A 22,922-nucleotide genomic window follows, 5' to 3' on the forward strand; every position below is an offset into this window, starting at 1 on the left:
CTTGTATTTACCAATGATGAAAAATTAACGTGAATATATGGCATCTAAGATTGAGGCCACAAACTCACAAGAACATGGGCAGTTTTGTGGATCGTATAAATCCAGCTCATGTTCTTCCTTTTTAGGTTCTGTGCATGTGGCACAGTGGTCCCGAATGTCCTGCAACAGAGATTGCCGCAATTCTTCGAACTGCTCACGCGTGAACACAATCACATCCCCCAGCCGCCTTAGTTAGAATCAGAGGTAAGCACAATCAAAAGATGTCTGTCAACATGACAGGCAACTAGCCGACGACATGACGAGATGCATTGTTCATTTTGGCCCTGCACAGAATACTGAATAACCAATAAAACCAAGAAAACCGCAGAACTATAAGGTTTATTCGGTTTTATTGGTTTTAGAGGGGAGGTATGGATTAAATGGTGTTTATTCCGGTCGCATGCCTGTAGCACTCTCCCTCACTCGCTCCTTCGGGCTAACGCTAATAACACTCCGCTGCGCTGCGCGTTATTAGCTTACTTAGCCCTCAGTTACTCCCTCAGTCGGTACTACTGCATGCACCCTGGAGCAGGGTAGGTTAAATGCTGAATTGCAATGTAATTAAGGGGCTACAAGCCGTAAGGCTTAGGTTTGGTTTGCACCCCATTTTGTACCCCACAAACAAATAACCCACCGAAAACATAATGTTTCCAATGGGTTATTCATTGATTATGGCGGAGAGGGCGGGATTCGAACCCGCGGTACGGGTTAACGCACACACGCTTTCCAAGCGTGCGCCTTAAGCCACTCGGCCACCTCTCCTTAATCATCGCGCGCAAACTAGCGAACCGGAGGGGGAATTACAAGCGCTACCCGCATAAAATCGAAAAGCTTTTTTTTAGCGCGTTTTAGATCGTTTTTTTTGACACCTGTGAGCTTTGTCAATGACCGCCCGAAGCGGTTCTCGTAAGATAGGGATATGAAACGCTTTTTATATCTTATTGGCATGGCCTGTTTGGCGCTGGCGTTCTTGACCACCAGCGCGGAATTGGCCGTGCGCATGATCGACGCTGGCCAAGATGCGGCCTCAGGCGCCCCCTCCGGCGAGGGCGAGGGGTTGTTGGTTTCGACCCTCTATGTATGGAAAACCGTGGCCCCGCGCAGCCTGTACGCCCTGACCAACAGCGCCGTGTGGCCATTTGTCCAGCCTTTGCTACACTTACCGGGGTGGCTGCTGTTTGGCGTGCCCGGCATCTTGCTCAGCATGACGTTTCGCAGACCGCGCGAAGACGAGCCCGATCCCCTCACCACCAAGGCCTTGGCCCAAGCGCACGAAGACTCCCTGTTTTTGTTCGATGAACTGGCCCGCGCGGCGCACAAAGACGGCTATACGCTGACCCAAGACGACAGTTATCCCAGCAATCCGCTGGACACCATCCCCGCCGAGGCCCACTTCGCCGATGAGGACATCGAGGCCCAATTGCTGCCCGAGCGCGATTATTTGCTGGGCCCCAATCCCAAACAACCCGCAAAAGACTCCGAGCCTGATTCGGAACCGAATTAAACGGTGCAAACAGCCTTGCTGAAGCTTAGTCGTCGCTCATTTTCAACGCATTGATGAACGCGCTTTGGGGGATTTCCACCTTACCGAACTGGCGCATCTTCTTTTTGCCCTTCTTTTGTTTGTCGAGCAATTTGCGCTTGCGCGAAATGTCGCCGCCGTAACATTTGGCGGTGACGTCCTTGCGCATGGCGGCGATGGTTTCACGCGCCACCACTTTGCCGCCGATGGCCGCCTGGATGGGAATTTTGAACAACTGGCGCGGGATCAGGTCTTTCAAGCGCTCACACACCTGACGGCCGCGATTTTCCGCTTGGCTGCGGTGCGCAATAAACGCCAACGCATCCACCGGTTCGGCGTTGACCAAAATCTGGATCTTCACCAAGTCGTTGGCCGCGTAACCCGCCATTTCATAATCGAAGCTGGCGTAGCCGCGCGAAATGGATTTCAAGCGGTCGTAAAAATCGAACACCACTTCGTTCAGCGGCAAGCGATACACCGCCATGGCACGGTTGCCCACATAGGTGAGTTCCACCTGTTCGCCGCGCCGTTCCGTGCACAGCGTCAAAACGGAGCCCAAATATTCATCGGGCACCAAGATGGTGGCCTTAATCCACGGCTCTTCAATGGAGGTGATTTGCGTGGGTTCGGGCATGTCGGCGGGATTGTGCAGGTCGATGACCGTGCCGCCCATCATGTGGATCTTGTAAGCCACGCTGGGGGCCGTCGTGATCAAGTCCAGATCGAATTCGCGTTCCAGACGCTCTTGGATGATTTCCAGATGCAGCAAGCCCAAGAACCCGCAGCGAAAACCTTGGCCCAACGCGATGGATGTTTCCGGGACAAATTCAAAGCTGGCGTCATTCAAGCGCAGCTTGCCCATGGAATCGCGCAAATCGTTGTAGTCTGCCGCATCGAGCGGAAACAGCGAGCAAAACACCACCGGAACGCTGGGCTTAAAACCGGGCAGCGCTTTTGCGGTGGGCAAGCGGTCGTCGGTCACCGTGTCGCCCACGTTGGTGTCGGCAACGGTTTTGATGGACGCCGTGAAAAAGCCCATTTCGCCGGGACCCAGTTCCGCCAAGCGGGTGATTTTGGGGGTAAAAATACCGACCTGATCAACTTGATGGGTGGAACCCGACGACATCATGCGGATTTTCTGGCCTTTTTTGATGGTGCCATCAACCACGCGGATCAAAATCATCACACCCAGGTACGAATCGTACCAACTGTCCACCAGCAACGCTTTTAAGGGCGCATTGCGCTCGCCAACCGGGGCGGGCAAGCGATGCACGATGGCTTCCAAGGTCTCAGTAATGCCAATGCCCGATTTGGCCGAGGTCAAAACCGCGTCGGACGCATCCAAACCAATCACATCTTCAATTTGCGCGCGCACCCGTTCGGGTTCTGCGGCGGGCAGATCGATTTTGTTCAGAACCGGGACGATTTCCAGATCGTTGTCCATGGCCATGTAGACGTTGGCCAAGGTCTGCGCTTCTACGCCCTGGGACGCGTCCACCACCAGCAATGCGCCTTCGCACGCGGCCAGGGAACGCGACACTTCATAGGCAAAATCCACGTGACCCGGTGTATCCATCAAATTCAGCTGATACTCTTGGCCGTTAAGCGCCGTGTACTTCAAGCGCACGGCCTGGGCCTTGATGGTGATGCCGCGCTCGCGCTCAATGTCCATGCTGTCGAGCACTTGCTCCGTCATTTCCCGCGCTTCCAGCCCACCGCATTGCTGAATCAAACGATCCGCCAACGTCGACTTGCCATGGTCGATGTGCGCGATGATGGAAAAGTTCCGAATGTGAGTTAAATCAGTCATGGCGGGGCTTGTAGCACCGTTGAGCGGACTTGAGAAGATGGGGAATTCGCGTTTTGGTGCTTTACAACGGCAACGGGCTAACGCCGATGAGCCAGGGGTGGAGGCCTAGGAGGGTGGCGTAGATCGCCAGGGCGATGGCGATGCGGGGGAGGCCGATGCCTTTTAGGTCGAGCCGAGTTTTGCCGCTGAGGATGGCCCAAAAGGGGATCGTGGAGGTGGCGGCGCTGAGACGCTGCCATTCGTCTTCGCCCAGCTCATGACGCTTTTTGATATCTAAGCTTATGGGCCCCATCAGAGCCAAGGTGGCGAACAGGCCAAACAGCAAGATCGACGCGGTGTCGCCATTTGGAAACAGATGCGCGCCCGACCACAGCAGCAACGCCCAAATCAACGGGTGGCGGGTGATGGACACGGTGCCGGGATGGGCGGAATCGAATTGCTTGGCCTTCACCCCCACCGACAGGGGGTTGGGTTCTGAAAATGTGGCGACCAAAAACAAACACACCCACGGCATGGTGAGCAGCGGCACCCACCGCGTCCACGGCCATTGCGGCCAGACGATGTCTGTATCGGCGTGGGCATAAGCCATCGCCACCCAGGTGAGAACCAGGATCGACAGAACTGAATAGCCGACTATATAGACTTCCATGCCCAGCTTCGCCACCAACGTGCGGCGCACCGGGCCGATGGCGGGTACGGCGTGAAAGACGATGAACACCGCCAACGCGGTTAGCAATTCACTCATGACGTTGGCCCCTTATCGGCAAGCGGTAAAAGCGTGTGTCCACGGCCATGCGGGGGAAGCTTGACGGCAAGTCGTTGCCCTCCAGAGCTTCAAAACCGTGCTTTTCATAAAAGCGGTGGGCGGCTTTGAACGCGTCGGTGGTGCCGAGAAAAATTTCACGAAGCCCCGCCATACGCGCATGGCCGAGCAGGGTTTCAAGCAATTCTTTGGCCACACCGATTCCTTGGCCCCGGTGGCTCTGGGCGACGAACATTTTGCGCAGGGCCGCTTGGTTGTTGCCAATGTCTTTGAGCGCGATGGTGCCGACCACGCGGCCGCCGTCCAACGCCACCCAAAAATTACCCGTACCGTTTTGATAAAAGCCGGGAATGTCTTGCAAGTCGGGCTGGTCTTCCAAGGTGATGTCGATGGCAAATTCTGCGCGCTGAATAGACACGATCAAATCGACGACGCCGCCCGAAAACACCGGAATATAGCCCATGACGTCCATAAGCGCGCCCCGTCCAATGTGGCCTAAAGGTCCGGTTCGTCCAAACCCAAAATGCGACAGCACGCGATGACGGCGCTGGTCAGCAGCACCGCGATTGTCATGGGGCCGACGCCGCCGGGCACCGGGGTGATGGACCCGGCCACAGACTTGGCCGAGGCAAAATCCACGTCGCCGGTCAGGCGCATTTTGCCTTCGCCGCGTTCCGGGGCCGGAACCCGGTTCATGCCCACGTCGATGACGCACGCGCCGGGTTTAATCCAATCGCCCTTGATCATTTCCGAACGCCCCACGGCGGCCACCAAAATGTCGGCGCGGCGGCATTCTTCGGGCAGGTCTTTGGTGCGCGAATGCGCGATCGTGACGGTGCAGTTGGCGTCCAACAACAATTGCGCCATGGGCTTGCCGACGATGTTGGAGCGCCCCACCACCAAGGCCCGCTTGCCGCTCAAATCCGCGCCCAAAACATCGTGGATCAACATCATGCAGCCGCTCGGCGTGCACGGGACCATAGCTTGCTGTCCGGTGGCAAGCAGGCCTGAATTGATGACGTGAAAGCCGTCCACGTCTTTGGCCGGGTTGATGGTGTTGATGACTTTGGGCTCGCTGATGTGGCTGGGCAGGGGCAGTTGCACCAAGATGCCGTGCACGCTGTCGTCGCCGTTGAGCCGTTCCACCAGCGCCAAAACATCCGCTTCCGGGGTGTCGGCGGGCAGTTTGTGTTCAAACGAATTCATGCCGCATTCGACGGTCTGTTCGCCTTTGTTGCGCACATAAACTTGCGACGCCGGATCTTCGCCGACCAACACCACCGCCAAGCCGGGGGTGACGCCGTGCCGGGCTTTCAGCTTGGCAACTTCAGCGCTCACGCGTTCACGCAGTTTTGCGGCGAAGGCTTTGCCATCAATCAGTTGGGCGTCGGTCATAAATCGTCTCCGTTTAGGCGAAGTCTTGGCTGTGCGCCCAATCGCCGATCTGTTTGTTCAGCGCGTCTGCGTCTCCGCGGATCAGCACCACTTTGTTGCGGTTGGTTTGGCCTTGGATCACATCGAGCAAAGACTTCGCAACCTTCCATTCCTTGGCCAGCATCTTGATCAGGGCCTGATTGGCCTTGCCGTCTTCGGGGGCCTTGGTGACGCTGGCCTTCAAGACGCCATTGTCGTCCGCATCCAGCATCACGCCGTCAAAGCCATCGCGACGCCCGGACGGCGTCAAGCGAATGCGCAGGCGCAGGCCTTCCGGAGTGATTTGGGCGAATGACACCGCGCCCCCCATCAGACCGCCTCCCCTTAAATCAGGCGCATAACCAGCTGGTTGAGGAAGCTCTGCGTAAACATAATGATCAAAATCAAAGCGATGGGCGACAGATCCACCGTGCCGAAATCGGGCAAAATATTGCGAATCGGGCGCAACACCGGCTCGGTGATGCGATAAATAAAGTCGCTGATCATATAGACGGCTTTGTTGCTGGTGTTGACCACGTTGAACGCGGTCAGCCAACTCAGCACCACGCCGGCAACAACCACCCACACATATAGATCCAAAACGATATTCACCACTTGGATGAAAGGAATAAGCACCACGTCCATAAAAAATCCACCGATCCGTTTGTCTAATTTCCCCAAACTTATGCCCCCGAGGCGCTCGGCGCAAGGGGGGTGCGCGACGGCCCCGGGATCAGGCGAGGAGATACAGTTTTAAATAAAGTGTATTGCCCTCACACGCCCAATTGAAACCTGGCTGCGACTTTGCTATGACACACTACACGGCGCCGCAAAGACGCCTGTATGGGGCCGTAGCTCAGTTGGGAGAGCGCGTCGTTCGCAATGACGAGGTCGTCGGTTCGATCCCGATCGGCTCCACCATTTCTTCAGTGTTGACGTTCAAGGCGTTCGGTATTGACGTGGCCCGGGTTTACGCCGCGTTGGGGACCTGGACTTGCCTTTGCCAGCCCCCCAGCATCCACCATATGGCCATCGTCATCACCACAGACACATAACCATCAATTGCATAATGCCAGCCCAAATGGATGGAGCCGATGAGAATAAGCGTGGCGTATCCCCAGGCCAGCGCCCCGGCTATCCGCCCATAGCTTTGCGCCAGACACGCCACCAACACCGCCTGGGCAACATGCAGTGACGGCATTGCCGACAAGCCTTCGTATTTCCCAACCCCCCCTTGATAGGCATCCAACAGGGTTTCTTGAAGCACGATGGCGGTCAAAGGGGACGTTTCGTTTATGGCGTACAGTTTGTCCATCAACGGCGCAAAGCCTGCATCTACGCCATAGATCGGCTCCAAATAGCACGGGCCGACCGAAAAAAATGCCCATGCCATAGCCGAACCCAAAACCATCCACAGTAACGCGTGAGCGGTTATAAACCGGACCCGGCGGCTGGCGTTGTTGTCAAAATACAAACAGGCAAAGGGTGCCGTGAACACGACCAAAAACCAACTGCTGTACACTTGGTCTAAAAAAACCGTGCCCGATGGGGAGCCGAACAGCGCCCAAGTCACGTGCCATGGATCTGTCTGGCCATGAAGCGTTCGATCAATCTCTGCAAACGTGAAGTCCCATTCCCTCACAGCCAAATCCGGAATGGCGGCCTTGAAGGATGAAAACGAGGTCATAAACGGCATGAAGATCATGATAAAAATGCACAGCCGCACCAACCGTTCGGGGGCCGTTGCAAATTTCAGCGTTTTTATAATCCGATGCGATAAGGATACACGTGGCAGCGGGCGATAAAAATGGGAAAACAAGATCCATACGGCCCCAACCATGGCCGACACAATCACAAACGGTCCAACCCGATGGATCAAATAAGGCAACAGATGGCCGTGCCAAATATTGGCAATGTTACCGTAACCGCTGAGCAGCCCTGATGTGCGGTTCGTCAACACCATCATGATCACTTCGACCGCCAAAACATAAGCCACGATTAAGGGTATGAGCAGCTTAAACTCCTTGACCGCATCAACAATCGGGCGCGCTGCCCGAAGCAAATAATTTAGACCTACAGATCGCCCTTCGATACGCTCTTGCACTGTCCCCTCCACTCAAAACCCATCCGTCACCCGTGAGCTGCCTTAAGGGGTGGACGAGTCAATCGAGCCAGCTTGCAGCATAAAGCTGCATCCGTGAAGGAAAACCTCCTTCTGCAGTCGGCGACTTGACCGACACGCTCACAACCACAAAACCTTGTAAAACGCCGTCTCAATCAAGCGGCCCTTGAGGTTGGATTTGAATTTGGGAATACGCTGCGGCTCACTCAGCCCTTGCGGACGTTTTCGACGAAGGTGTCGGCCTTTTCGGCCAGGGTGCCCATTTGGCGGGCCAGGTCGTCGACGGTGGCGAGCATTTCGTGGGCGGCGAAGCCGGTTTTTTCGATGGCGTCGCCGACCTCGCGGATAAAGCTCAACGATTGCCCGGTGGCGTCGGCGGTGCCGCGCGCGTTGACGGAAATTTCCGCGATGGTGTCGTTTTGCTCCTCCGCCGCACGGGTCACTTCGCTGGCGATGGTGTTGATTTCTTGGATAGCGCCGCTGACCGATTCCATGGCCGCGCGGGCGCGTTCACTGGCGCCGCGAATGGAATTGATGTGCGCGGTGATTTCATCTGTGGCTTTGGCGGTTTGATTGGCGAGGTTTTTAACTTCGCCGGCCACCACCGCAAAGCCTTTTCCCGCATCCCCGGCGCGCGCCGATTCGATGGTCGCGTTCAACGCCAGCATGTTGGTTTTGTCGGCAATGTCGATGATCAGCTCGGCGACATTTTCAATGCGCTCGGTGGCTTCGCTTAGCTCATCCACCAGGGCATCCGCTTGGCTGACCCGTTCAACGGCCTCTTGTGCCATTTCGTTGGAGCGGCGCATGCGTGCGCTCAATTCGCGCACCGTGTTGGCCATGGTTTCCGCAGATTGCGCCACCGCCGCCACGCCTTGCGCCGCCGCGTCGGTCAATTCAATAGCCGAATGGGCCTGAGCAAAACTTGATTCCGCACTTTCGCCCATGGCGCGGGCGGCGTCTTGCAGCGAGCGGGTATCTTTTTGCGCCCCGGCCATGGCCCCCTTCACACCGACGTCGAAATCTTTGGCCAGCGCTTCGCGCTCTGCCGTTTTGCCCTCTGCAAGGCGACGTGCGACTGAACTTTGGTTTTCTTCAAAGGCGCGTTTTTTCTCAATGAGATCGCGCAACGCCATCAAGGCCCGCGCCATCGCGCCAAACACGTCGGTGTTTTGCCCACACGGAACGTCGACAAAAACCCGCTCTTCGGCCAAATCTTGCAAAGCCGCATTCAAGACGTTGAGACGGCGACTGATTTGCCAGCGTGCCAACAAGAAGTTGAGCGTGCCCAACAGCGCCCCTGCGCCCAAGGAAGACACAAACACTTGAACCTGCATCGCCACGTCTTTTGAGACGCCCAAAAGCACCATAAACGGAGGGAACGCCAAGCCGACCAAAAGCCCCAGCCCGACCATTGAGGTGGCCAGCTTGGTAAATTCATTGCGTATGCTCATAAAGGTGAAGTCCCCAATGCGTCTCGTCAATTTGCGCCGATCTAAAATATGTCACGGCACCTGTCGCGCCCACGTGCAGTCTATCATAGCACCACGCCAAAAATGGTAAACCCACACACTCAAAATAGAGACGAATACCCCCCCGGCATTTCGGCATTGTGATGCTAGAAATATTCTAAAGGTCCAGATTAGGCCTTGTATTCAACTTCTATAAATTAATTTTGCCATTAAGCGAAGTCTTTTGCTCACAAACCACACATCGCCGCGTCTATCCCTTGAGCCTCCGTTTTGCAGGCTGAAGCACATTTAGACACCAAAACCCTGAGGCCCCCATGAGTTTGGCGCACGCCCTGTTGATGGCAGAACTGCTGCTGAAAGCCATCGACAATGGCTCCCCCTTAGCGCCCAGCCTTCACACCCCCGGGCCTCTCACCCAGGAGCCAAGCCCTATGGACGATCAAACTGCCGATCAAACTTCTCCCGCCGCACCAACGGACACCCCAGCAGACGTGGTGGCGAACACCACAGCGGGCGCAACAGCGGATGCCCCGCCAAGCCCCGCACCGGCCACAGACGCATCCACACATCCAAGCGATGCGCAAACCCTCATCGGCGAGATCACCCAGTTGGTTCAAATCCTCGACAAGAACCCGGACATTTTTGATTTCTTGCGCACGTTGATGGCAAAATGATGCCAGCGCTTAAATTTTAATGGTCCTCGCCGGGTGTAACTTTCAAATTGATTTGCGCCGGGGCTGGCGGTTGTGCCCGACCTTCGCCGAAAGCCCGCACTTTTGCCGCAAATTGGCGCAAGGTGCGCGCCACTTCGTAATTCACACTGCCCAACGGATAGTGTCCGTTGGCCCCTTGCTCGCCGGCTTTCAGTCCGGTCAGAATTTCAATGCCTTCATCAATGGTGTGAACCGCCCAAATGGAAAACAGGCCCGCTTTGACGGCGTCCACGACATCGTGGCGGAGCATCAAATGTTTGACGTTGGCGGCCGGAATGATGACCCCGTGCTCACCCGTCAGGCCGCGCTGCGTGCAGACGTCAAAAAAGCCTTCGATCTTGTCGTTGACGCCGCCGATGGCTTGCACCCGGCCGGTTTGATCGACCGATCCGGTGACCGCGATGGATTGCTTGAGCGGTATATTGGCGATCGCCGACAACAGGGCGTAAAGCTCGGTCGAAGACGCGCTGTCGCCTTCGATGCCGCCGTAAGACTGTTCGAACACGATGCGCGCACTCAGCGCCATGGGGCCGTCTTGGCCAAAGCGTGCGTTCAAGAAACTTTCCAAAATCATCACGCCCTTGGAATGCAGCGGCCCGCCCAATTCGACTTGACGTTCGATGTCCACCAATTCGCCTTTGCCGATGCTGACGTTCACCGTAATGCGCGAGGGCCTGCCGAAGGAAAAGCTGTCCAGCTGCAACACCGACAGGCCATTGATCTGGCCCACTTTTTTGCCTTTGGTTTCGATCACATAAGTGCCGCGGCGGATTTCTTCTTGGAGCAATTCCCGATATCTGTCGGAACGGTAAATTTTGGCGTCGATGGCCTCTTGAACGTGACGGGCGGCGATCACCTTTTTGTTTTCAACCCCGGCCCAATAATCGGCTTCGCGCACCAAATCGACGATGGAGCCCATGTGGGTGGTGAGCTTTTCCGCGTCTTCCGACAACCGCGCCGCTTGTTCGATGACCCGCGCCACGCCACCCCGGTCCAAATGACGCAGGCCTTCAGTATTGACTTGCGCGGCCATCAAGCGGGCCAAATCCATGACGCTGGAAGCATCACGATCCATGGAATTGGCAAAATCGGCGGCGACTTTAAACAGCTCCTTAAAGTCCGGATCGTGCATGGACAGCAAATAATACAGCATCGGTTCACCCAACATGACCACCTTCACGTTGAGCGGAATGGGTTCCGGTTCCAATGATACGGTGCTCGCCCAACCCAGCGATTCGGCAGGACTTTCAATGTTCACCCGCCCCGCACGAAGGGCGCGCTTCAAGGTTTCCCAGGCGTTCGGCTGCATCAGCACGCGGCGCGCATCGACCACCAAATAGCCCCCGTTGGCGCGGTGCAACGATCCCGCTTTGATCAAATTGAAGTCCGTCACCAAGGTGCCCATCTGGCTCAGATGTTCAACCCGGCCCACCAAATTGGGCTGGGTTGGATGATCGTCTTCCACCACCGGGGCGCCGCTGGGACCGGGGTTTGCTGCACAACACCCGGCGTTGTCGACCAACACATTGACTTGATAGCGACGAAACGAATTTCCGGTGCTGCCGGGACGATGATGGGCGGTCAGGCCCACTTGCATCTCCGGCCCATCCGTGGACGGCAGAAAATCGGCGGCATGCTCGATCACGTCTTCGCGGACTTCTTCCAAATAGGTCAAGACATTGGCGGTGTCCTGCCATTGCTGTTCCAGCGCTTCGATCAAGTGTCCGACGGCGCGTTTGGTGACGTCGCGGTTCAAGGCGCGCACCTTATCGCGGTGATCTTTTTCCCATTTGGGGATTTGCGCCAAAATGCCTTCCAGTTGGATTTGCAATTGGGCCAGGGCCTCTTGACGTTTTTTCTGCTCTTTGGCGGGCAAGGCTTCGAACGCCTGGGGGGTCAGCACCTCGCCCTTTTCGACCGGAGCCAAGCCCAATCCCATGGGGGTGCGCACCAACGCGATGCCGCTGGCATCGGCGCGTTCTTGCAATTTCACAAACGCATTTTCGTGGCGGGTCTTGAGTTCCGTCTCCAACGCTTCTTTGCGCTGGGCGTATTCTTCGCCTTCAAATGCGGCTGGCAGTGCGCCTTTCAATTCATCGACCAAGCGCGCCATGTCGTCGCGCAACGGACACGCTTTACCCGCCGCCAACGCCAACGCGCGGGGCTTTTGCGGGTCTTCGAAATTGTTCACATAGCACCAGTCATCCGGCACCGCTTGGGTTTCGGCTTGTGTGTGCAAAAAGCGCATCACGGTGCTGGATTTTCCGGTCCCTTCCGGGCCAAACGCAAACAGGTTATAGCCTTCGTGACGCATGCCGATGGCAAACCGAATAGCCTCGACCGCGCGCGCCTGACCGATCACGCCATCCAAAGGTTTCAGCGTTTTGGTGGTCTTAAAATCCAGCTCCGTTTTGGCGCAAGACGTATACAGGGCTGAGGGCTTCAACGGACTCACGACGGTTTGGCTCATCTTTGGTTCTTTCAAAGCTACGTGTGTTTTATGGACGCGTCTTCAGGGTTTGACGTGTCTATGGTGTTTTCAATGCGCTCCATATCGTCGTCACTCAGACCAAAATGATGGCCGATTTCATGGATCAAGACGTGCGCGATCAAGGTTTGCAAATCTTCTCCGCTTTCGCACCAGTAATCCAGTATGGGCCGACGATACAAAAAAATCATATCCACATCGCTGGGCGTGTCGCTGAGACTTTTGTCCCCCATCGCCACGCCTTGGTAGAGGCCCAATAGATCAAAGGGGCTTTCAAGCTCCAATTCATCTTCAATTTCGGCGGACGGAAAGTCGTCGACGCGTATAATCACCCCTTCAACGCAGTGCACCAGCTCGTCGGGCAAGGTGGCATAAGCCGCCTCGGCCCTTATGGCGAACTCATCAAGGGACGGTGCAACAGATGGAGAAAGAGCATGTGATCCGTTCATAGCGCCACCCTAACGCGCCTTGATCGATCCGCCAAGAGATACCATATGCATTTTAAGGGGTTAACTCACTTTTAGGATCACCGATGAAACCTTTGCTCGATCTCGCCACCGTGACGGAGCAGCTCGCTCGACGTTCTGGATGGTGCATCTCTTCAAATCATAAAGTGATTGAAAAAAGCTTTGTGTTTGACACCTTTCCAGCCGCGTTTTCATTCATGACCCGGGTTGCCTTTTGGGCTGAATGCAATGACCACCACCCCGATTGGCGCAATGTCTATAACCGGGTTGAAGTTCGCCTCACCACCCATGACAGCGGCGGGTTAACGCAAAACGATTTGGATTTGGCCCAAATGATGGATACCCTCATTGAGGCGTAGCGCCAACTTTGCCTTGCAATTCATTGACAGACTTGAACTTTCCGGCGTGTTGGCCGATAGTTATAGATGGGGCACAAAAGACTGTTTAACGGGCATAGGACGCGGCGGGCTCAGCGGCGTACATATGCTTGAGGGCACATAATGGATTTTGCCACTTTGATTGGTTTGGTGGTTGGAATCGGGGTTGTTCTCGGCGCCATCTTGGTGGGTTCGAGCCTGGACCTGTTTCTCAATTTGCCCAGTGTGCTGATCGTTGTCGGTGGCACGCTGGCGGCGACGTTTGTGAAATTTCCTCTGCAAAACGTATTTTCCGCCTTCAAGATCGGCGCGTCTTCGGCGCTTAAAAATGTCCGCCAGGACCCGCGCGGCCTTATTGAAGTGTCCTTGGAACTTGCCGAAATCGCCCGCAGAAATGGCATATTGGCGCTGGAAGGCGTTGAGATCAGCAATGTGTTCTTCAAGCGCGGCATCAAGTTGTGTGTCGACGGACACCCCTTGGAGGTCGTGCGCAACGCCCTGATCCGCGATATGGAGCTGTCCATTCACCGCCACGACGAAGGCTCGCACATCTTTAAAGCCATCGGCGATTCCGCCCCGGCATTCGGCATGATCGGCACCTTGGTGGGGTTGGTGCAGATGCTGGCCAATATGTCCGACCCGCAATCCATCGGCCCGGCCATGGCGGTGGCGCTGTTGACCACGCTGTATGGCGCTGTGATCGCAAATTTGATTGCCCTGCCCATTGCCGACAAGCTGGAAAGCAAAACCGAAGAAGAACGCCTCACCAAAGAGCTGATCTTGGAAGCCATCACGCAAATCCATGCCCGCCAAAGCCCCATGATTTTGGCCGATATCTTGGAAGGCTTTTTACCGGAAAACCAACGTAGTCGTGGCGATGATGAAGACGACGTTGATGAGGCCGCCGAATAATGCCGCCCCCCCCACCCAAAAAATGTGCCGAAGGCGCGCCGACATGGATCGTAACGTTTGCTGATCTGATGAGCCTGCTGTTGACCTTTTTTGTGTTGCTGTTGTCCTTTTCCGTCATGGAAATCGATAAATTCAAGAAAATTGCCGGCGCCATGCACGATGCTTTTGGCCTGCAGTCCATGGACCGAAAATCAGGCGTCATTGAACTAGACGGCAGCGCCGCCGCCACCGCCAACAAATACGTGGTGCCGATCCCCATCCCCGAAGCCGACGCAAGAAAGGAAATCGTCCCCGACGAAACCGACGTCGAAGAAGGCCAGGACAAGCCCGTTCAAGCCGTGCCCGAAGTCGACAAGGCCGCCGACAAAGCCAAGCGCACCTTTAATGATTTGAAGACCGTGATGGCCAACGAGATTGCCAGCGACGTGATGGACATCATCCGCGCCGGCAACGTCACCGTGGTGCGGTTTCCCGATGAAGTTTCGTTCCCGTCCGGCAGCAGTGACATGAAGGACGAATTCTTACCGATTTTGTCGAAATTTCTCACCGTGCTGCAAAATTCCGAGGGCCAAATCATTGTTTCCGGGCACACCGACGACATCCCCATTTCGACGGATCGCTTTCACTCCAACTGGAGCTTGTCGTCCAGCCGCGCCATTTCCGTCGTGCAGTATATTTTGGACCACACCAACATCAAACCTGCCCGCATAACGGTGCAAGGATTCGCCGATTCCCGCCCCCTGGTGCCCAATGACAGTGCCAAAAACCGGGCCAAAAACCGGCGTGTCGAAGTCACCATTCAGTCCGTTGCAGATGGCCCGAGCACAACCGTCACCGTGCCAAGCACGCCGAATGCGGACGCTCAATTCAAGACCGAGGCCGGTGGCAATGGCGCTGTAAAAACGGATGCGCCGTCTGTGCCAACGCCGGCCCCTATTGGCGAACCCCTCTACAACACCAACGGAACCGTCACGCACCGGCCGCCGTCCATATTGGGCGATTGAGCTTAAACGCGTGGTTTGCCGATGCCTTCAATGGCAACGTTGGTGACGCCCGGCACCGGCGGTGCGGCGACAGCCTTTGAGCGTTTGGCTTCACGTCGCGCGGTATAAATGCCCGACGCGATGATGGCGGCTGTTCCCAGCCACGTCCACAGATCAGGCGCTTCGCTGTAAGCGACAAACCCCAAGCCCGCCACCACAGGAATTTGCAAGTATCCAAACGGGGCGACAAACGAGGCGTCTGCCGCGCGAAACGCCCGATTCAAAGCCAAATGCGCCAACGTGGCGACCGCGCCTAACGCCACCAGCCAAATCCACAAATGTCCCGTACTGGGCCATGTCCACACCATCAGCGCGGGCGGCAGGGAAAACAAGCTCATATACACCCCCATCCACACCACCATGGCGTTGGGGGTTTCGCTTTTGGCCAACGATTTGTTCGACAACATAGACCCGGCGATGAACACCGCCGCCGCCAACGCCAACAGTTGCGGCGTGCCCACCACGTGAAATCCCGGACGCACAATCAACAAAACGCCCATGAAGCCGAATACGGTGGCAAGCCAACGCCGATAACCGACCTCTTCGCGCAAAAACACCGCCGCACCGATGGTGGTAAACAACGGTGCGGAAAAGCTGATCGCGGTGGCCTCGGCGATGGGCATCATCGTCACCACCGAAAACCACGTCAGCATGGCGCAAATGCCGAACAAGGAGCGTCGCACATGCGCCCAGGAACGGCGCGTTTTGATGACTTTGGCCCCCATAAAAGCCAACCACGGGAGCATAAAGGCCAACTGTCCGAAGTTGCGGAAAAAGGCAATTTCAAAGGGATGCAGTTCCCCTGAAATTTCCCGCACCATCAAGCTTAACGTGCCCAAAAAGCATGCCGCCACGCTCATCCACAGCGCCCCGATGGCGGGGGCGGGAAGGGCCTGAACGCGCGCTTGAAACGCTTTGGGTGACATAAGATGTCTCTGTGAAATCTCGGTGCGAGAGCGGCGGAAGCTTTTTTAAGAAACGTCGCCGTTTTTGGCGGTGTTTCCAACTTGGCGGCTGCGGCGATAAACGACAAATGCCAACAGACCGCCACCGGAATGGGCGACGATGTCAAACCAATCGATGGGCGCCAAGTGAAGTCCGTTCATCAGCATCATGGCCTTTTGCACCAAATGCGGTTCCGGCAAAATCGGCATGATCACGTACAGCAGGCCAAAAAATATGGTCGGCCCAACGGGCAATTTATCAATCCAGGAATTCAACATGGTCGTCCTTTGGCGTATATCGCTCTTTGTCATGGGTTGGTTTTAGACCCCCCAGGTGTGAAGACCCGCCCCCGTGTTGCTGTAGCCCTAAACGTTGCGCCGGGCAAAGTCAAATCATGCACCTTCAGGCCTTTGCGTAAAAAAACGGGCGTCCTCCGCATCGAAAGACGCCCGTTCCCAGCCTGTTTCCATTTATGGACGGATGTATTTCCAACCCTGGTCTTGGCGCTCAATCAGCTCCACCACACCTGACGGCACGACGGAAATGGTGTCCAATTTCAAAAGTTGCGGTTCTTTGCCTTCTTTTTTGGTCATCCCGGCCAAGGTATTGCCGCACGCGGCAAAGCTCACATTTTCATATTCCAAGCCGAATGTTTCCATCCGCGCCGCCACCGGCGAGGTGTCGGCGCGCAGCATATTCAGGCCCGGTCCATAGGTCACAATCTCAATCTGAACCTTTTCGCCTTTGCCTTCATAATACTTCGCCACGTTGGCGGCGTTGTTGAGCGTTAAGTTCATTTTGGCGGCATCATTTTCATCCACGTGAAAGACCACCTGGTGCTTAAAACCATCTGCGGCGCTGGCGGGCGTGAGGGCCGTACCCAACACAAGGGCAAACGCACCACATAACCCTAAAACAAGTGATTTAAACATCGAAAAACTCCCCATCGGTTTAAAATCCATACCCTTATACGAGTACGTTATGGAGAACATTATCATTGTTATAATTTAGTTTCGACAGCTTTTAATTTTCCACATCATTGCTGTTCAATAGCCCGCTTTTTGCCACTCGGGGGTTGCCTCTCAGGCTGTTTTCCGCCATTTTGGCCGGCCACCCTGCCTTTTCAGCACAACACTACGGGATGAATTCATGAGAGGTTATTTTGGCGTCGGCGTCGAACGCATCAGCAAATCCATGAACGCGGGGGCCATTTTCCGCACCGCCCACGCCTTTGGCGCCGGCTTTGTTTTCACCGTCGCGGCCCAATACAAACGCCCCAAGGGGGTCCTGGCCGATACCTCCAAAGCCCTTGAACACCTGCCGTTTTACGGCTTTCCCAATATTAACGAAATGATTTTGCCCGATAACTGTCGTCTGGTCGGGGTCGAACTGACCGACGACGCCATCGACATTCGCAGCTTTCGCCACCCCAGCCAGTGCGCGTATGTGCTGGGTCCGGAACGCGGATCGCTGTCGCCGGAGATGGTTGAGAAATGCGAATTCGTGGTCAAAATCCCCACCCGCTTTTGCATCAACGTTTCGGTGGCCGCAGCAATGGTTTTGTACGACCGATCCCTGTCCATGGGCCGTTTTGCCGAACGCCCCGTACGGGCAGGCGGGCCCCATACCCCGTTAGAACAGCATCAACACGGTGGTCCTATTTTGCGGAGACTGGAGAAATTCCGCAAAGATCCGCCAATTGGTGAAGATTTCGATCCCCACGGATTTAGCGCATAAGTTTAATCTTAAAAGACAAGCCCCGGGCCGCGACGAATTTCCCCGACTCGCTCGCCCAGGGTCGATTTGATCGGCTGTTCGATCAAATCGAGCAGTTGCGGACGCACGGCAGCGTGCAAAAGGCCCAATCCGTCCAGCACACAGGCCATGGCCAGTTCCGAGGCCCGGATGGTGCCGTCGTCCATTTTGAGCGCGATGCCCAGACCTAAACCGGGCAGCATGGCGATGTGCACGCCTTCGGCACCGCCTTTGGTCAAAACTGTGCCGTCGCAGGCGCTCATCACCCGGGTATCGAACCGTCCGGTGCCGGCAACGCAGCGGGGGTGCGCCGCCATGGCCGATGTGATGTGCAGGGCCGCCGCCGTGCGCGCCGTGCCCAGTTCTCCCCCAACCATACGCGCCATACCCAGCGCCAACGCTTGAAGGGGGATGGCATAGACCGGAATGCCGCAGCCGTCCGTGCCGCACGGCACGCTGTTCAAGGCCACACCCGTCAATTCCTCAACCGCCTCGGCAACCCGCAACTGCACCGGGTGGTGAGCGTCGATGTAGCCCTTGGTGGGCTCATTCAGGTGCAGGGCCGTGGTCAAAAAGCCCGTGTGCTTGCCCGAACAGTTGTTGTGCGCGCGGGTGAAAACTTCGCCCGCGCGGCTCATGGATTTGGTCACATTCAGCGACAGGGCTTCGCACGTTCCCTCACCACCGGGACCACATTCCAGGTCCTCAACGCCGAGCCCCACCCGCGCCAGCCACGCCCTCACTTGGTCCACATGAAAAGCTTCGCTGCTGTGAGACGCACACGCCAAGGCGATTTCTTGGGGGGTGACGGAATAATAATCCGCCGCCCCGGTGTCGATCAAGGGCAACGCCTGAATGGGTTTGAGCGCCGAGCGCGGATACACCAAGGCCTCCAAATCGCCCCACGCGTGAACGATTTCGCCGTTGGCGCGCACCACGGCACAGGCTCCCCGGTGACGGCTTTCGACCTGTTTACCGCGTATCACTTCAACCAAAACCGGGTTCGCAGATGTCATGGCGGGCGATCCTCTCAAGAACTCTTTAAACAGGCGCTAAAACTGGGGCTTGCCCCATAGAGAGCGGCTAGTAAACTAGCACCATGATTCGCAACCTCACACCTCTATCTGCAGGAATGGCGCTGGCGGTTTTTTTAACGTTTGCCAGCCCCCTTCCCCCTGCCCACGCCGAGGCCCTTGCGGATAATGGTGCCTGGCAGGCCATCAAGGAATTGGAAAACGGCAAACCCGTCTGCGTGATGTCGGCGGAACCGAGTAAATCCGAAGGCAACTACACCCAGCGCGACACTGTGCTGGCGATCATTTCCCACCGGGTTCATGAAAAGCGCATCGGCGAAGTGGGCATTCAAATCGGTTATACCTTTGCCGCCAAGTCCGAAGCCATCGCCACCATCGACGGCAAATCGGAATTTAAGCTGTTTACCCAAGGCGGTCATGCCTGGGCCTATGATGCAGACGCCGACAAAGCGCTGATCGCCGCCATGAAAGCGGGCACCCAGATGGTCGTCAAAGGCACCTCCTCGCGCGGCACAGAGACCACCGACACCTTTTCCCTATCCGGCTTCACCGCCACCTTGAACGCCATCAACACGGCCTGCGGCGTTAAATAATTGCGCCCGGTTCAAATGGGTCTGTTGGGGTTGGGAGGAAATAACTGTGAAAGGTGTTACGGTTGAGTAGTTAAAGTAAACTGTCACCGAAACTCACCGCACCGAAACTCCACCGAAACTCACTGAAACTTCTGAAACTCCGCACTGAAACTCCGAAACAACCCGCGTCGAGGAGCCATCACTTCTTACTAAAGTGAGATGAGTACGACTTCATCTACGCTCCTCGTAGGGGTAAGCGTGCGGCGTAGTACCTTTACCTTCGACCACCGACAGGAACCTTCTGTTTTGTTCACCACAGACTGAACGAGGTCCTCAGGCGCATTATAGCCGAGTACGATGGAATCCACTGCGTCGGAAGGCACTTCAAAAAGGAATACATCATTACCCTTCGGGTCTTTTTTTTCTGAAACCTTGGTTGCCTCCTCCGGTCTGCGCAAGAGACGCATTTCCTTTTCGGCCTTCCAGTCTTTGCGCTTTCTATACAAAAGCTCCGATGGCAAATCTGGGGGCTTGCCTTTAAGAATATCCTCGGTTCCGACCGTTTGGCCGCCGAGCCGCACCCAACCTCCGTTCGAAGAAACCCTAACAGGTTCATCGTTATAGTCGACTTCGAATAGTCGATCTGAAAAGAACGGGTGGTCCCTGTGGAAGCGGATTTCAATGCCCTCATGATTATTTCCGTAATGGGCCCACATTGATTCAGAGGCCACGGCTAACGAAAGGCTAAACACGAGAACAGTCTTATTCGCCTGCTCAAGACAAAGCTCGACGGCGCGCTCTGCTACGGCATTATCGAATTCGGCAATAGATGCAAAGGGGGCTGCCCGTAGACGCGGCTCACAGGTAGGCCATAAACCCGGGAAGCTTTTCTCGTCAAAACGTCCTGCGGGATACGGGGCCAGATAGAAGTCTTTGAGCTCATCATCATCCCGAGGATATCTGCCACCACGCGATGCAGTTTCATAGGCAGTAATCAAATCTTCCTGTGCATACTTATTAATCAGAACCACCGGACGTGCGTCATCAGCATCGTTCAAAGAAGCTGGCTGCGTAAATCTGAACAGGCCGTTTTCGAGAAAGAGACCGTTCCGTAAGTACTTCGAGAGAAGTTTCAAGTCTGTTCCTGCTTCCTGCTGAAATCAATAAGGTTACGGTGGTGGTAACGGGTAACGGTGACAGTTTACTTTTCTCTCCAACCACCATTCGTCCATACACCCAAGTGTAACCATAGATTGTCAATAATGTAAATGTTCACCGCTTGTGAGACGCGCCCTGGATGGCTTCGTCGCTTTGCTTCTCGCCATGACGGGGGGGACCAAAGTCTTCGACGAAGTTTCGTCCGGACCGGACTTGATCCGGTCATCCACGTCTTTCTCGCGCCTTCCAAAAAAGTCATGGATACGCGGGTCAAGCCCGCGCAGGACGGCTGAATTCAAGCGTGCCCTTAGGGTACCCCATACGATCTGAGTTGATGACGTTTTGTTATGGTGTCGGGTTCCTCTTTCGTGCGTTTTGTTCTGAAAAATCTTTATCCGTAAACTCATAAATAGGTTTTCCGTTTTAACCCTCCCCACCGAGAGTCTTTGCAGTTCGCCCGCTTTGCCCTTATATGAGGGCCATCATGACGACTGCGCGCACCAATCTCATCGGGCTCACCCGCGAAGAACTGACGGAGGCTTTGGCCGCCATCGGGGAAAAGCCGTTTCGTGCCAAGCAATTGTGGCACTGGCTGTATCATCAAGGGGCCAAAAGCTTTGATGACATGACGACCCTGTCCAAATCCATGCGCGAAAAGCTGCCCGAGCATTTTTATGTTGGCCGCCCCGAAGTGGTTCAGCATCTGACCAGCGTCGACGGCACCCAGAAGTGGCTGTTTCGCCTGGAAGACGGCAACGAGATCGAAGCCGTCTTGATTCCCGAAGAAGACCGCGGCGCGCTGTGCATTTCCAGCCAGGTGGGCTGTTCTTTGAATTGCGCGTTCTGCAACACCGGCACCCAGCGCATCGTGCGCAACTTAACCGCAGCCGAACTGGTCGGCCAAGTGATGGCGGCGCGCGACAGCCAAGGGGAATGGCCGTCAGGTCTGGACGGGCGCAAAATCGTCAATATTGTTTTGATGGGCATGGGCGAGCCGTTGATGAACTTCGACAACGTCAAAAAGGCCCTAAAAATCATCAAAGACGGCGAAGGCATCGCCATTTCGCGCCGCCGCATCACACTTTCGACCTCCGGCGTGGTGCCGATGATGGCGCGCGCGGGGGAAGAAATCGACGTGGATTTGGCCATCAGTCTGCATGCGGTGCGCGACGAATTGCGCGACGTGTTGGTGCCCATCAACAAAAAATATCCGCTCGATTCATTGCTCAAGGCGTGCGCCGCGTATCCCGGGGCGCGCAATTCACGGCGCATCACCATGGAATATGTGATGCTCAAGGACGTCAACGATTCCGAAGCCGACGCCCATCTGCTGGCCAAGTTGATGCGCCAGTATGATATCCCCGCCAAGTTCAACCTGATCCCGTTCAACCCTTGGCCGGGCACCTCTTATGAAACGTCATCCAACAACGCGGTGCATCGGTTTTCTAAAATTTTGAATGATTTGGGGTTTTCTGCCCCCATTCGCCATCCCCGTGGTCGCGACATCATGGCCGCGTGTGGGCAGTTGAAATCGGCCAGTGAAAACCAAAAGCTCAAAGATTTGGCCGCCAAACGCGAAGCGGCTTTGGACAGCGCCCCAGCCCCCTCGATTTAGATTTTTCTGGGCAGCGACCGGGCTTCGGTCTATTTTTGTACAGCTATTCCAAAACAAAGAACGGCTTGACCCATGGCGCGCCCCCAAGAATTTGACTCTGATGACGTTTTGCAAAATGCCATGCTTTTGTTCTGGCAAAAGGGCTATGACGCCACCTCCATCCAAGATTTGGTCGACGCCACCGGGCTGAACCGAGGTAGTCTTTACAATGCCTTTGGCGACAAAGCCCAGTTGTTCGCCATGGTGATGGAGCGCTATCGCGCTTTTTCCCCGGCTAGGGCTTTGGCCGAAGCCCCTGAGGACGCCTCACCCAAGCAACTGATTCAGGATTTTTTCGACACCTTGGTCGAGCGCGCCGAACACGACCCGCAAAACAAAGGCTGCTTGCTCACCAACACGGCGGCGGGGCTCTATGGCTGTAATGACATTATGGCCGGGTGGGTGCGCGAGACCATCGGCCAACTCGAAAACGTTGTCGCTCAGGTTGTCGAGCGCGGTCAAGCCCGTGGCGAATTGAGCACCCAACAATCGGCCACATCCATGGCCCACTTTATTGTCGCCACGGCGCAAGGCCTCAACGTTATGGCCCGGGCAACCCCTGACATCCAGACGCTTAAAGACATCGTTACCAACGCACTGCGGGCGCTGGAGCCCCGCTAAATCTTTTATTTTGGAATGATCGTTCATTAATCCTTGACCCAG

General features: G+C 55.8%; 24 protein-coding genes and 2 tRNA genes. 10 read left to right on the forward strand and 16 right to left on the reverse strand.

Going from position 1 to position 22,922, the window contains the following annotated elements; translation table 11 throughout:
- Nucleotides 1-711: 711 nt before the first annotated feature.
- Nucleotides 712-801: transfer RNA gene (locus tag BEN30_RS16385), tRNA-Ser, on the reverse strand.
- Between the two features lie 157 nt (nt 802-958).
- On the opposite strand from BEN30_RS16385, the gene BEN30_RS16390 reads away from it, so the two are divergent.
- A complete protein-coding gene (locus tag BEN30_RS16390; protein ID WP_139135097.1) occupies nt 959-1,543 on the forward strand; it encodes a hypothetical protein in 585 nt (194 codons plus the stop codon).
- Between the two features lie 25 nt (nt 1,544-1,568).
- Here the strand turns inward: BEN30_RS16390 and lepA are convergent, their stop codons facing one another.
- From lepA to BEN30_RS16420, 6 genes are all read right to left on the reverse strand, one after another.
- Nucleotides 1,569-3,371, reverse strand: a complete 1,803-nt coding sequence (gene lepA, locus BEN30_RS16395) for a translation elongation factor 4 (protein ID WP_069959383.1) — start codon at nt 3,369-3,371, stop codon at nt 1,569-1,571.
- Between the two features lie 61 nt (nt 3,372-3,432).
- The gene (locus tag BEN30_RS16400) at nt 3,433-4,116 is read right to left on the reverse strand and encodes an NnrU family protein (RefSeq protein WP_069959384.1); all 684 of its coding nucleotides are present in this window, start codon (nt 4,114-4,116) and stop codon (nt 3,433-3,435) included.
- A complete protein-coding gene (locus BEN30_RS16405; protein ID WP_069959385.1) occupies nt 4,109-4,606 on the reverse strand; it encodes a GNAT family N-acetyltransferase in 498 nt (165 codons plus the stop codon). Before BEN30_RS16405 ends, BEN30_RS16400 begins: the two co-directional genes overlap by 8 nt.
- A gap of 23 nt (nt 4,607-4,629) precedes the next feature.
- On the reverse strand, nt 4,630-5,529 hold the full coding sequence (folD, locus tag BEN30_RS16410; RefSeq protein WP_069959386.1) for a bifunctional methylenetetrahydrofolate dehydrogenase/methenyltetrahydrofolate cyclohydrolase FolD: 900 nt from the start codon (nt 5,527-5,529) through the stop codon (nt 4,630-4,632).
- A 13-nt stretch (nt 5,530-5,542) separates the two neighbouring features.
- Nucleotides 5,543-5,878 (reverse strand): DUF167 domain-containing protein, encoded by a 336-nt coding sequence (locus BEN30_RS16415; protein WP_069959387.1) that lies wholly within the window; start codon nt 5,876-5,878, stop codon nt 5,543-5,545.
- A gap of 14 nt (nt 5,879-5,892) precedes the next feature.
- Entirely contained in the window at nt 5,893-6,192 is a 300-nt protein-coding gene (locus BEN30_RS16420) for a YggT family protein (protein WP_069959388.1), read from the reverse strand.
- A gap of 200 nt (nt 6,193-6,392) precedes the next feature.
- Between BEN30_RS16420 and BEN30_RS16425 the strand changes: the two genes are divergently transcribed.
- A tRNA-Ala gene (locus tag BEN30_RS16425) sits at nt 6,393-6,468 on the forward strand.
- Between the two features lie 49 nt (nt 6,469-6,517).
- On the opposite strand, the gene BEN30_RS16430 is transcribed toward BEN30_RS16425, so the two are convergent.
- Nucleotides 6,518-7,651 carry a phosphatase PAP2 family protein gene (locus tag BEN30_RS16430; RefSeq protein ID WP_069959389.1) on the reverse strand — a complete coding sequence of 378 codons (1,134 nt, stop codon included), beginning with the start codon at nt 7,649-7,651 and terminating at the stop codon, nt 6,518-6,520.
- 224 nt (nt 7,652-7,875) lie between these two features.
- A complete protein-coding gene (locus BEN30_RS16435; RefSeq protein WP_069959390.1) occupies nt 7,876-9,123 on the reverse strand; it encodes a methyl-accepting chemotaxis protein in 1,248 nt (415 codons plus the stop codon).
- 332 nt (nt 9,124-9,455) lie between these two features.
- Between BEN30_RS16435 and BEN30_RS16440 the strand changes: the two genes are divergently transcribed.
- On the forward strand, nt 9,456-9,815 hold the full coding sequence (locus tag BEN30_RS16440) for a hypothetical protein (RefSeq protein ID WP_069959391.1): 360 nt from the start codon (nt 9,456-9,458) through the stop codon (nt 9,813-9,815).
- A 16-nt stretch (nt 9,816-9,831) separates the two neighbouring features.
- On the opposite strand, the gene BEN30_RS16445 is transcribed toward BEN30_RS16440, so the two are convergent.
- Both BEN30_RS16445 and BEN30_RS16450 read right to left on the reverse strand, forming a co-directional pair.
- On the reverse strand, nt 9,832-12,324 hold the full coding sequence (locus BEN30_RS16445; protein ID WP_069959392.1) for a Lon protease family protein: 2,493 nt from the start codon (nt 12,322-12,324) through the stop codon (nt 9,832-9,834).
- A gap of 17 nt (nt 12,325-12,341) precedes the next feature.
- Complete coding sequence (locus BEN30_RS16450; RefSeq protein WP_069959393.1) at nt 12,342-12,791, reverse strand: metallopeptidase family protein; 450 nt, start codon at nt 12,789-12,791, stop codon at nt 12,342-12,344.
- A gap of 83 nt (nt 12,792-12,874) precedes the next feature.
- On the opposite strand from BEN30_RS16450, the gene BEN30_RS16455 reads away from it, so the two are divergent.
- The 3 genes from BEN30_RS16455 to BEN30_RS16465 all read left to right on the forward strand — a co-directional run bounded on the left by BEN30_RS16455 (nt 12,875) and on the right by BEN30_RS16465 (nt 15,102).
- Nucleotides 12,875-13,168, forward strand: coding sequence for a 4a-hydroxytetrahydrobiopterin dehydratase (locus BEN30_RS16455; RefSeq protein WP_069959394.1), 294 nt, complete (start codon nt 12,875-12,877; stop codon nt 13,166-13,168).
- A gap of 141 nt (nt 13,169-13,309) precedes the next feature.
- Nucleotides 13,310-14,098 carry a MotA/TolQ/ExbB proton channel family protein gene (locus tag BEN30_RS16460; protein ID WP_069959395.1) on the forward strand — a complete coding sequence of 263 codons (789 nt, stop codon included), beginning with the start codon at nt 13,310-13,312 and terminating at the stop codon, nt 14,096-14,098.
- A complete protein-coding gene (locus tag BEN30_RS16465) occupies nt 14,098-15,102 on the forward strand; it encodes a flagellar motor protein MotB (RefSeq protein WP_069959396.1) in 1,005 nt (334 codons plus the stop codon). The genes BEN30_RS16460 and BEN30_RS16465 overlap by 1 nt, the downstream gene beginning before the upstream one ends.
- Nucleotides 15,103-15,104: 2 nt before the next feature.
- Here BEN30_RS16465 and BEN30_RS16470 read toward each other — a convergent pair whose 3' ends face one another.
- From BEN30_RS16470 to BEN30_RS16480, 3 genes are all read right to left on the reverse strand, one after another.
- Nucleotides 15,105-16,067, reverse strand: a complete 963-nt coding sequence (locus tag BEN30_RS16470; protein ID WP_069959397.1) for a DMT family transporter — start codon at nt 16,065-16,067, stop codon at nt 15,105-15,107.
- Between the two features lie 45 nt (nt 16,068-16,112).
- Complete coding sequence (locus tag BEN30_RS16475) at nt 16,113-16,364, reverse strand: hypothetical protein (protein WP_084005658.1); 252 nt, start codon at nt 16,362-16,364, stop codon at nt 16,113-16,115.
- A gap of 192 nt (nt 16,365-16,556) precedes the next feature.
- Nucleotides 16,557-17,018 (reverse strand): DsrE family protein, encoded by a 462-nt coding sequence (locus tag BEN30_RS16480; protein ID WP_069959398.1) that lies wholly within the window; start codon nt 17,016-17,018, stop codon nt 16,557-16,559.
- 217 nt (nt 17,019-17,235) lie between these two features.
- Between BEN30_RS16480 and BEN30_RS16485 the strand changes: the two genes are divergently transcribed.
- Complete coding sequence (locus BEN30_RS16485; protein WP_069959399.1) at nt 17,236-17,823, forward strand: RNA methyltransferase; 588 nt, start codon at nt 17,236-17,238, stop codon at nt 17,821-17,823.
- An 8-nt stretch (nt 17,824-17,831) separates the two neighbouring features.
- Here BEN30_RS16485 and BEN30_RS16490 read toward each other — a convergent pair whose 3' ends face one another.
- Entirely contained in the window at nt 17,832-18,857 is a 1,026-nt protein-coding gene (locus tag BEN30_RS16490) for an asparaginase (protein WP_069959400.1), read from the reverse strand.
- Between the two features lie 83 nt (nt 18,858-18,940).
- On the opposite strand from BEN30_RS16490, the gene BEN30_RS16495 reads away from it, so the two are divergent.
- Nucleotides 18,941-19,468, forward strand: coding sequence for an invasion associated locus B family protein (locus tag BEN30_RS16495; protein WP_069959401.1), 528 nt, complete (start codon nt 18,941-18,943; stop codon nt 19,466-19,468).
- A gap of 188 nt (nt 19,469-19,656) precedes the next feature.
- On the opposite strand, the gene BEN30_RS16500 is transcribed toward BEN30_RS16495, so the two are convergent.
- Nucleotides 19,657-20,583 carry a DUF2971 domain-containing protein gene (locus tag BEN30_RS16500; protein WP_069959402.1) on the reverse strand — a complete coding sequence of 309 codons (927 nt, stop codon included), beginning with the start codon at nt 20,581-20,583 and terminating at the stop codon, nt 19,657-19,659.
- A gap of 506 nt (nt 20,584-21,089) precedes the next feature.
- Here BEN30_RS16500 and rlmN point away from each other — a divergent pair.
- Entirely contained in the window at nt 21,090-22,220 is a 1,131-nt protein-coding gene (gene rlmN, locus BEN30_RS16505; RefSeq protein WP_322091078.1) for a 23S rRNA (adenine(2503)-C(2))-methyltransferase RlmN, read from the forward strand.
- A 72-nt stretch (nt 22,221-22,292) separates the two neighbouring features.
- Nucleotides 22,293-22,880, forward strand: coding sequence for a TetR/AcrR family transcriptional regulator (locus BEN30_RS16510; protein ID WP_069959404.1), 588 nt, complete (start codon nt 22,293-22,295; stop codon nt 22,878-22,880).
- The last annotated feature ends 42 nt before the right edge of the window (nt 22,881-22,922 follow it).

Origin of the sequence: Magnetovibrio blakemorei, from assembly GCF_001746755.1 — a bacterium.
GTDB lineage: Bacteria > Pseudomonadota > Alphaproteobacteria > Rhodospirillales > Magnetovibrionaceae > Magnetovibrio > Magnetovibrio blakemorei.

Coding starts and splice junctions, on each gene's coding strand:
- BEN30_RS16390 (WP_139135097.1), top strand. CDS start 959: ATGAAACGCTTTTTATATCTTATTGGCATGGCCTGTTTGGCGCTGGCG.
- lepA (WP_069959383.1), bottom strand. CDS start 3,371: ATGACTGATTTAACTCACATTCGGAACTTTTCCATCATCGCGCACATC.
- BEN30_RS16400 (WP_069959384.1), bottom strand. CDS start 4,116: ATGAGTGAATTGCTAACCGCGTTGGCGGTGTTCATCGTCTTTCACGCC.
- BEN30_RS16405 (WP_069959385.1), bottom strand. CDS start 4,606: ATGGACGTCATGGGCTATATTCCGGTGTTTTCGGGCGGCGTCGTCGAT.
- folD (WP_069959386.1), bottom strand. CDS start 5,529: ATGACCGACGCCCAACTGATTGATGGCAAAGCCTTCGCCGCAAAACTG.
- BEN30_RS16415 (WP_069959387.1), bottom strand. CDS start 5,878: ATGGGGGGCGCGGTGTCATTCGCCCAAATCACTCCGGAAGGCCTGCGC.
- BEN30_RS16420 (WP_069959388.1), bottom strand. CDS start 6,192: ATGGACGTGGTGCTTATTCCTTTCATCCAAGTGGTGAATATCGTTTTG.
- BEN30_RS16435 (WP_069959390.1), bottom strand. CDS start 9,123: ATGAGCATACGCAATGAATTTACCAAGCTGGCCACCTCAATGGTCGGG.
- BEN30_RS16440 (WP_069959391.1), top strand. CDS start 9,456: ATGAGTTTGGCGCACGCCCTGTTGATGGCAGAACTGCTGCTGAAAGCC.
- BEN30_RS16445 (WP_069959392.1), bottom strand. CDS start 12,324: ATGAGCCAAACCGTCGTGAGTCCGTTGAAGCCCTCAGCCCTGTATACG.
- BEN30_RS16450 (WP_069959393.1), bottom strand. CDS start 12,791: ATGAACGGATCACATGCTCTTTCTCCATCTGTTGCACCGTCCCTTGAT.
- BEN30_RS16455 (WP_069959394.1), top strand. CDS start 12,875: ATGAAACCTTTGCTCGATCTCGCCACCGTGACGGAGCAGCTCGCTCGA.
- BEN30_RS16460 (WP_069959395.1), top strand. CDS start 13,310: ATGGATTTTGCCACTTTGATTGGTTTGGTGGTTGGAATCGGGGTTGTT.
- BEN30_RS16465 (WP_069959396.1), top strand. CDS start 14,098: ATGCCGCCCCCCCCACCCAAAAAATGTGCCGAAGGCGCGCCGACATGG.
- BEN30_RS16470 (WP_069959397.1), bottom strand. CDS start 16,067: ATGTCACCCAAAGCGTTTCAAGCGCGCGTTCAGGCCCTTCCCGCCCCC.
- BEN30_RS16475 (WP_084005658.1), bottom strand. CDS start 16,364: ATGTTGAATTCCTGGATTGATAAATTGCCCGTTGGGCCGACCATATTT.
- BEN30_RS16480 (WP_069959398.1), bottom strand. CDS start 17,018: ATGTTTAAATCACTTGTTTTAGGGTTATGTGGTGCGTTTGCCCTTGTG.
- BEN30_RS16485 (WP_069959399.1), top strand. CDS start 17,236: ATGAGAGGTTATTTTGGCGTCGGCGTCGAACGCATCAGCAAATCCATG.
- BEN30_RS16490 (WP_069959400.1), bottom strand. CDS start 18,857: ATGACATCTGCGAACCCGGTTTTGGTTGAAGTGATACGCGGTAAACAG.
- BEN30_RS16495 (WP_069959401.1), top strand. CDS start 18,941: ATGATTCGCAACCTCACACCTCTATCTGCAGGAATGGCGCTGGCGGTT.
- rlmN (WP_322091078.1), top strand. CDS start 21,090: ATGACGACTGCGCGCACCAATCTCATCGGGCTCACCCGCGAAGAACTG.
- BEN30_RS16510 (WP_069959404.1), top strand. CDS start 22,293: ATGGCGCGCCCCCAAGAATTTGACTCTGATGACGTTTTGCAAAATGCC.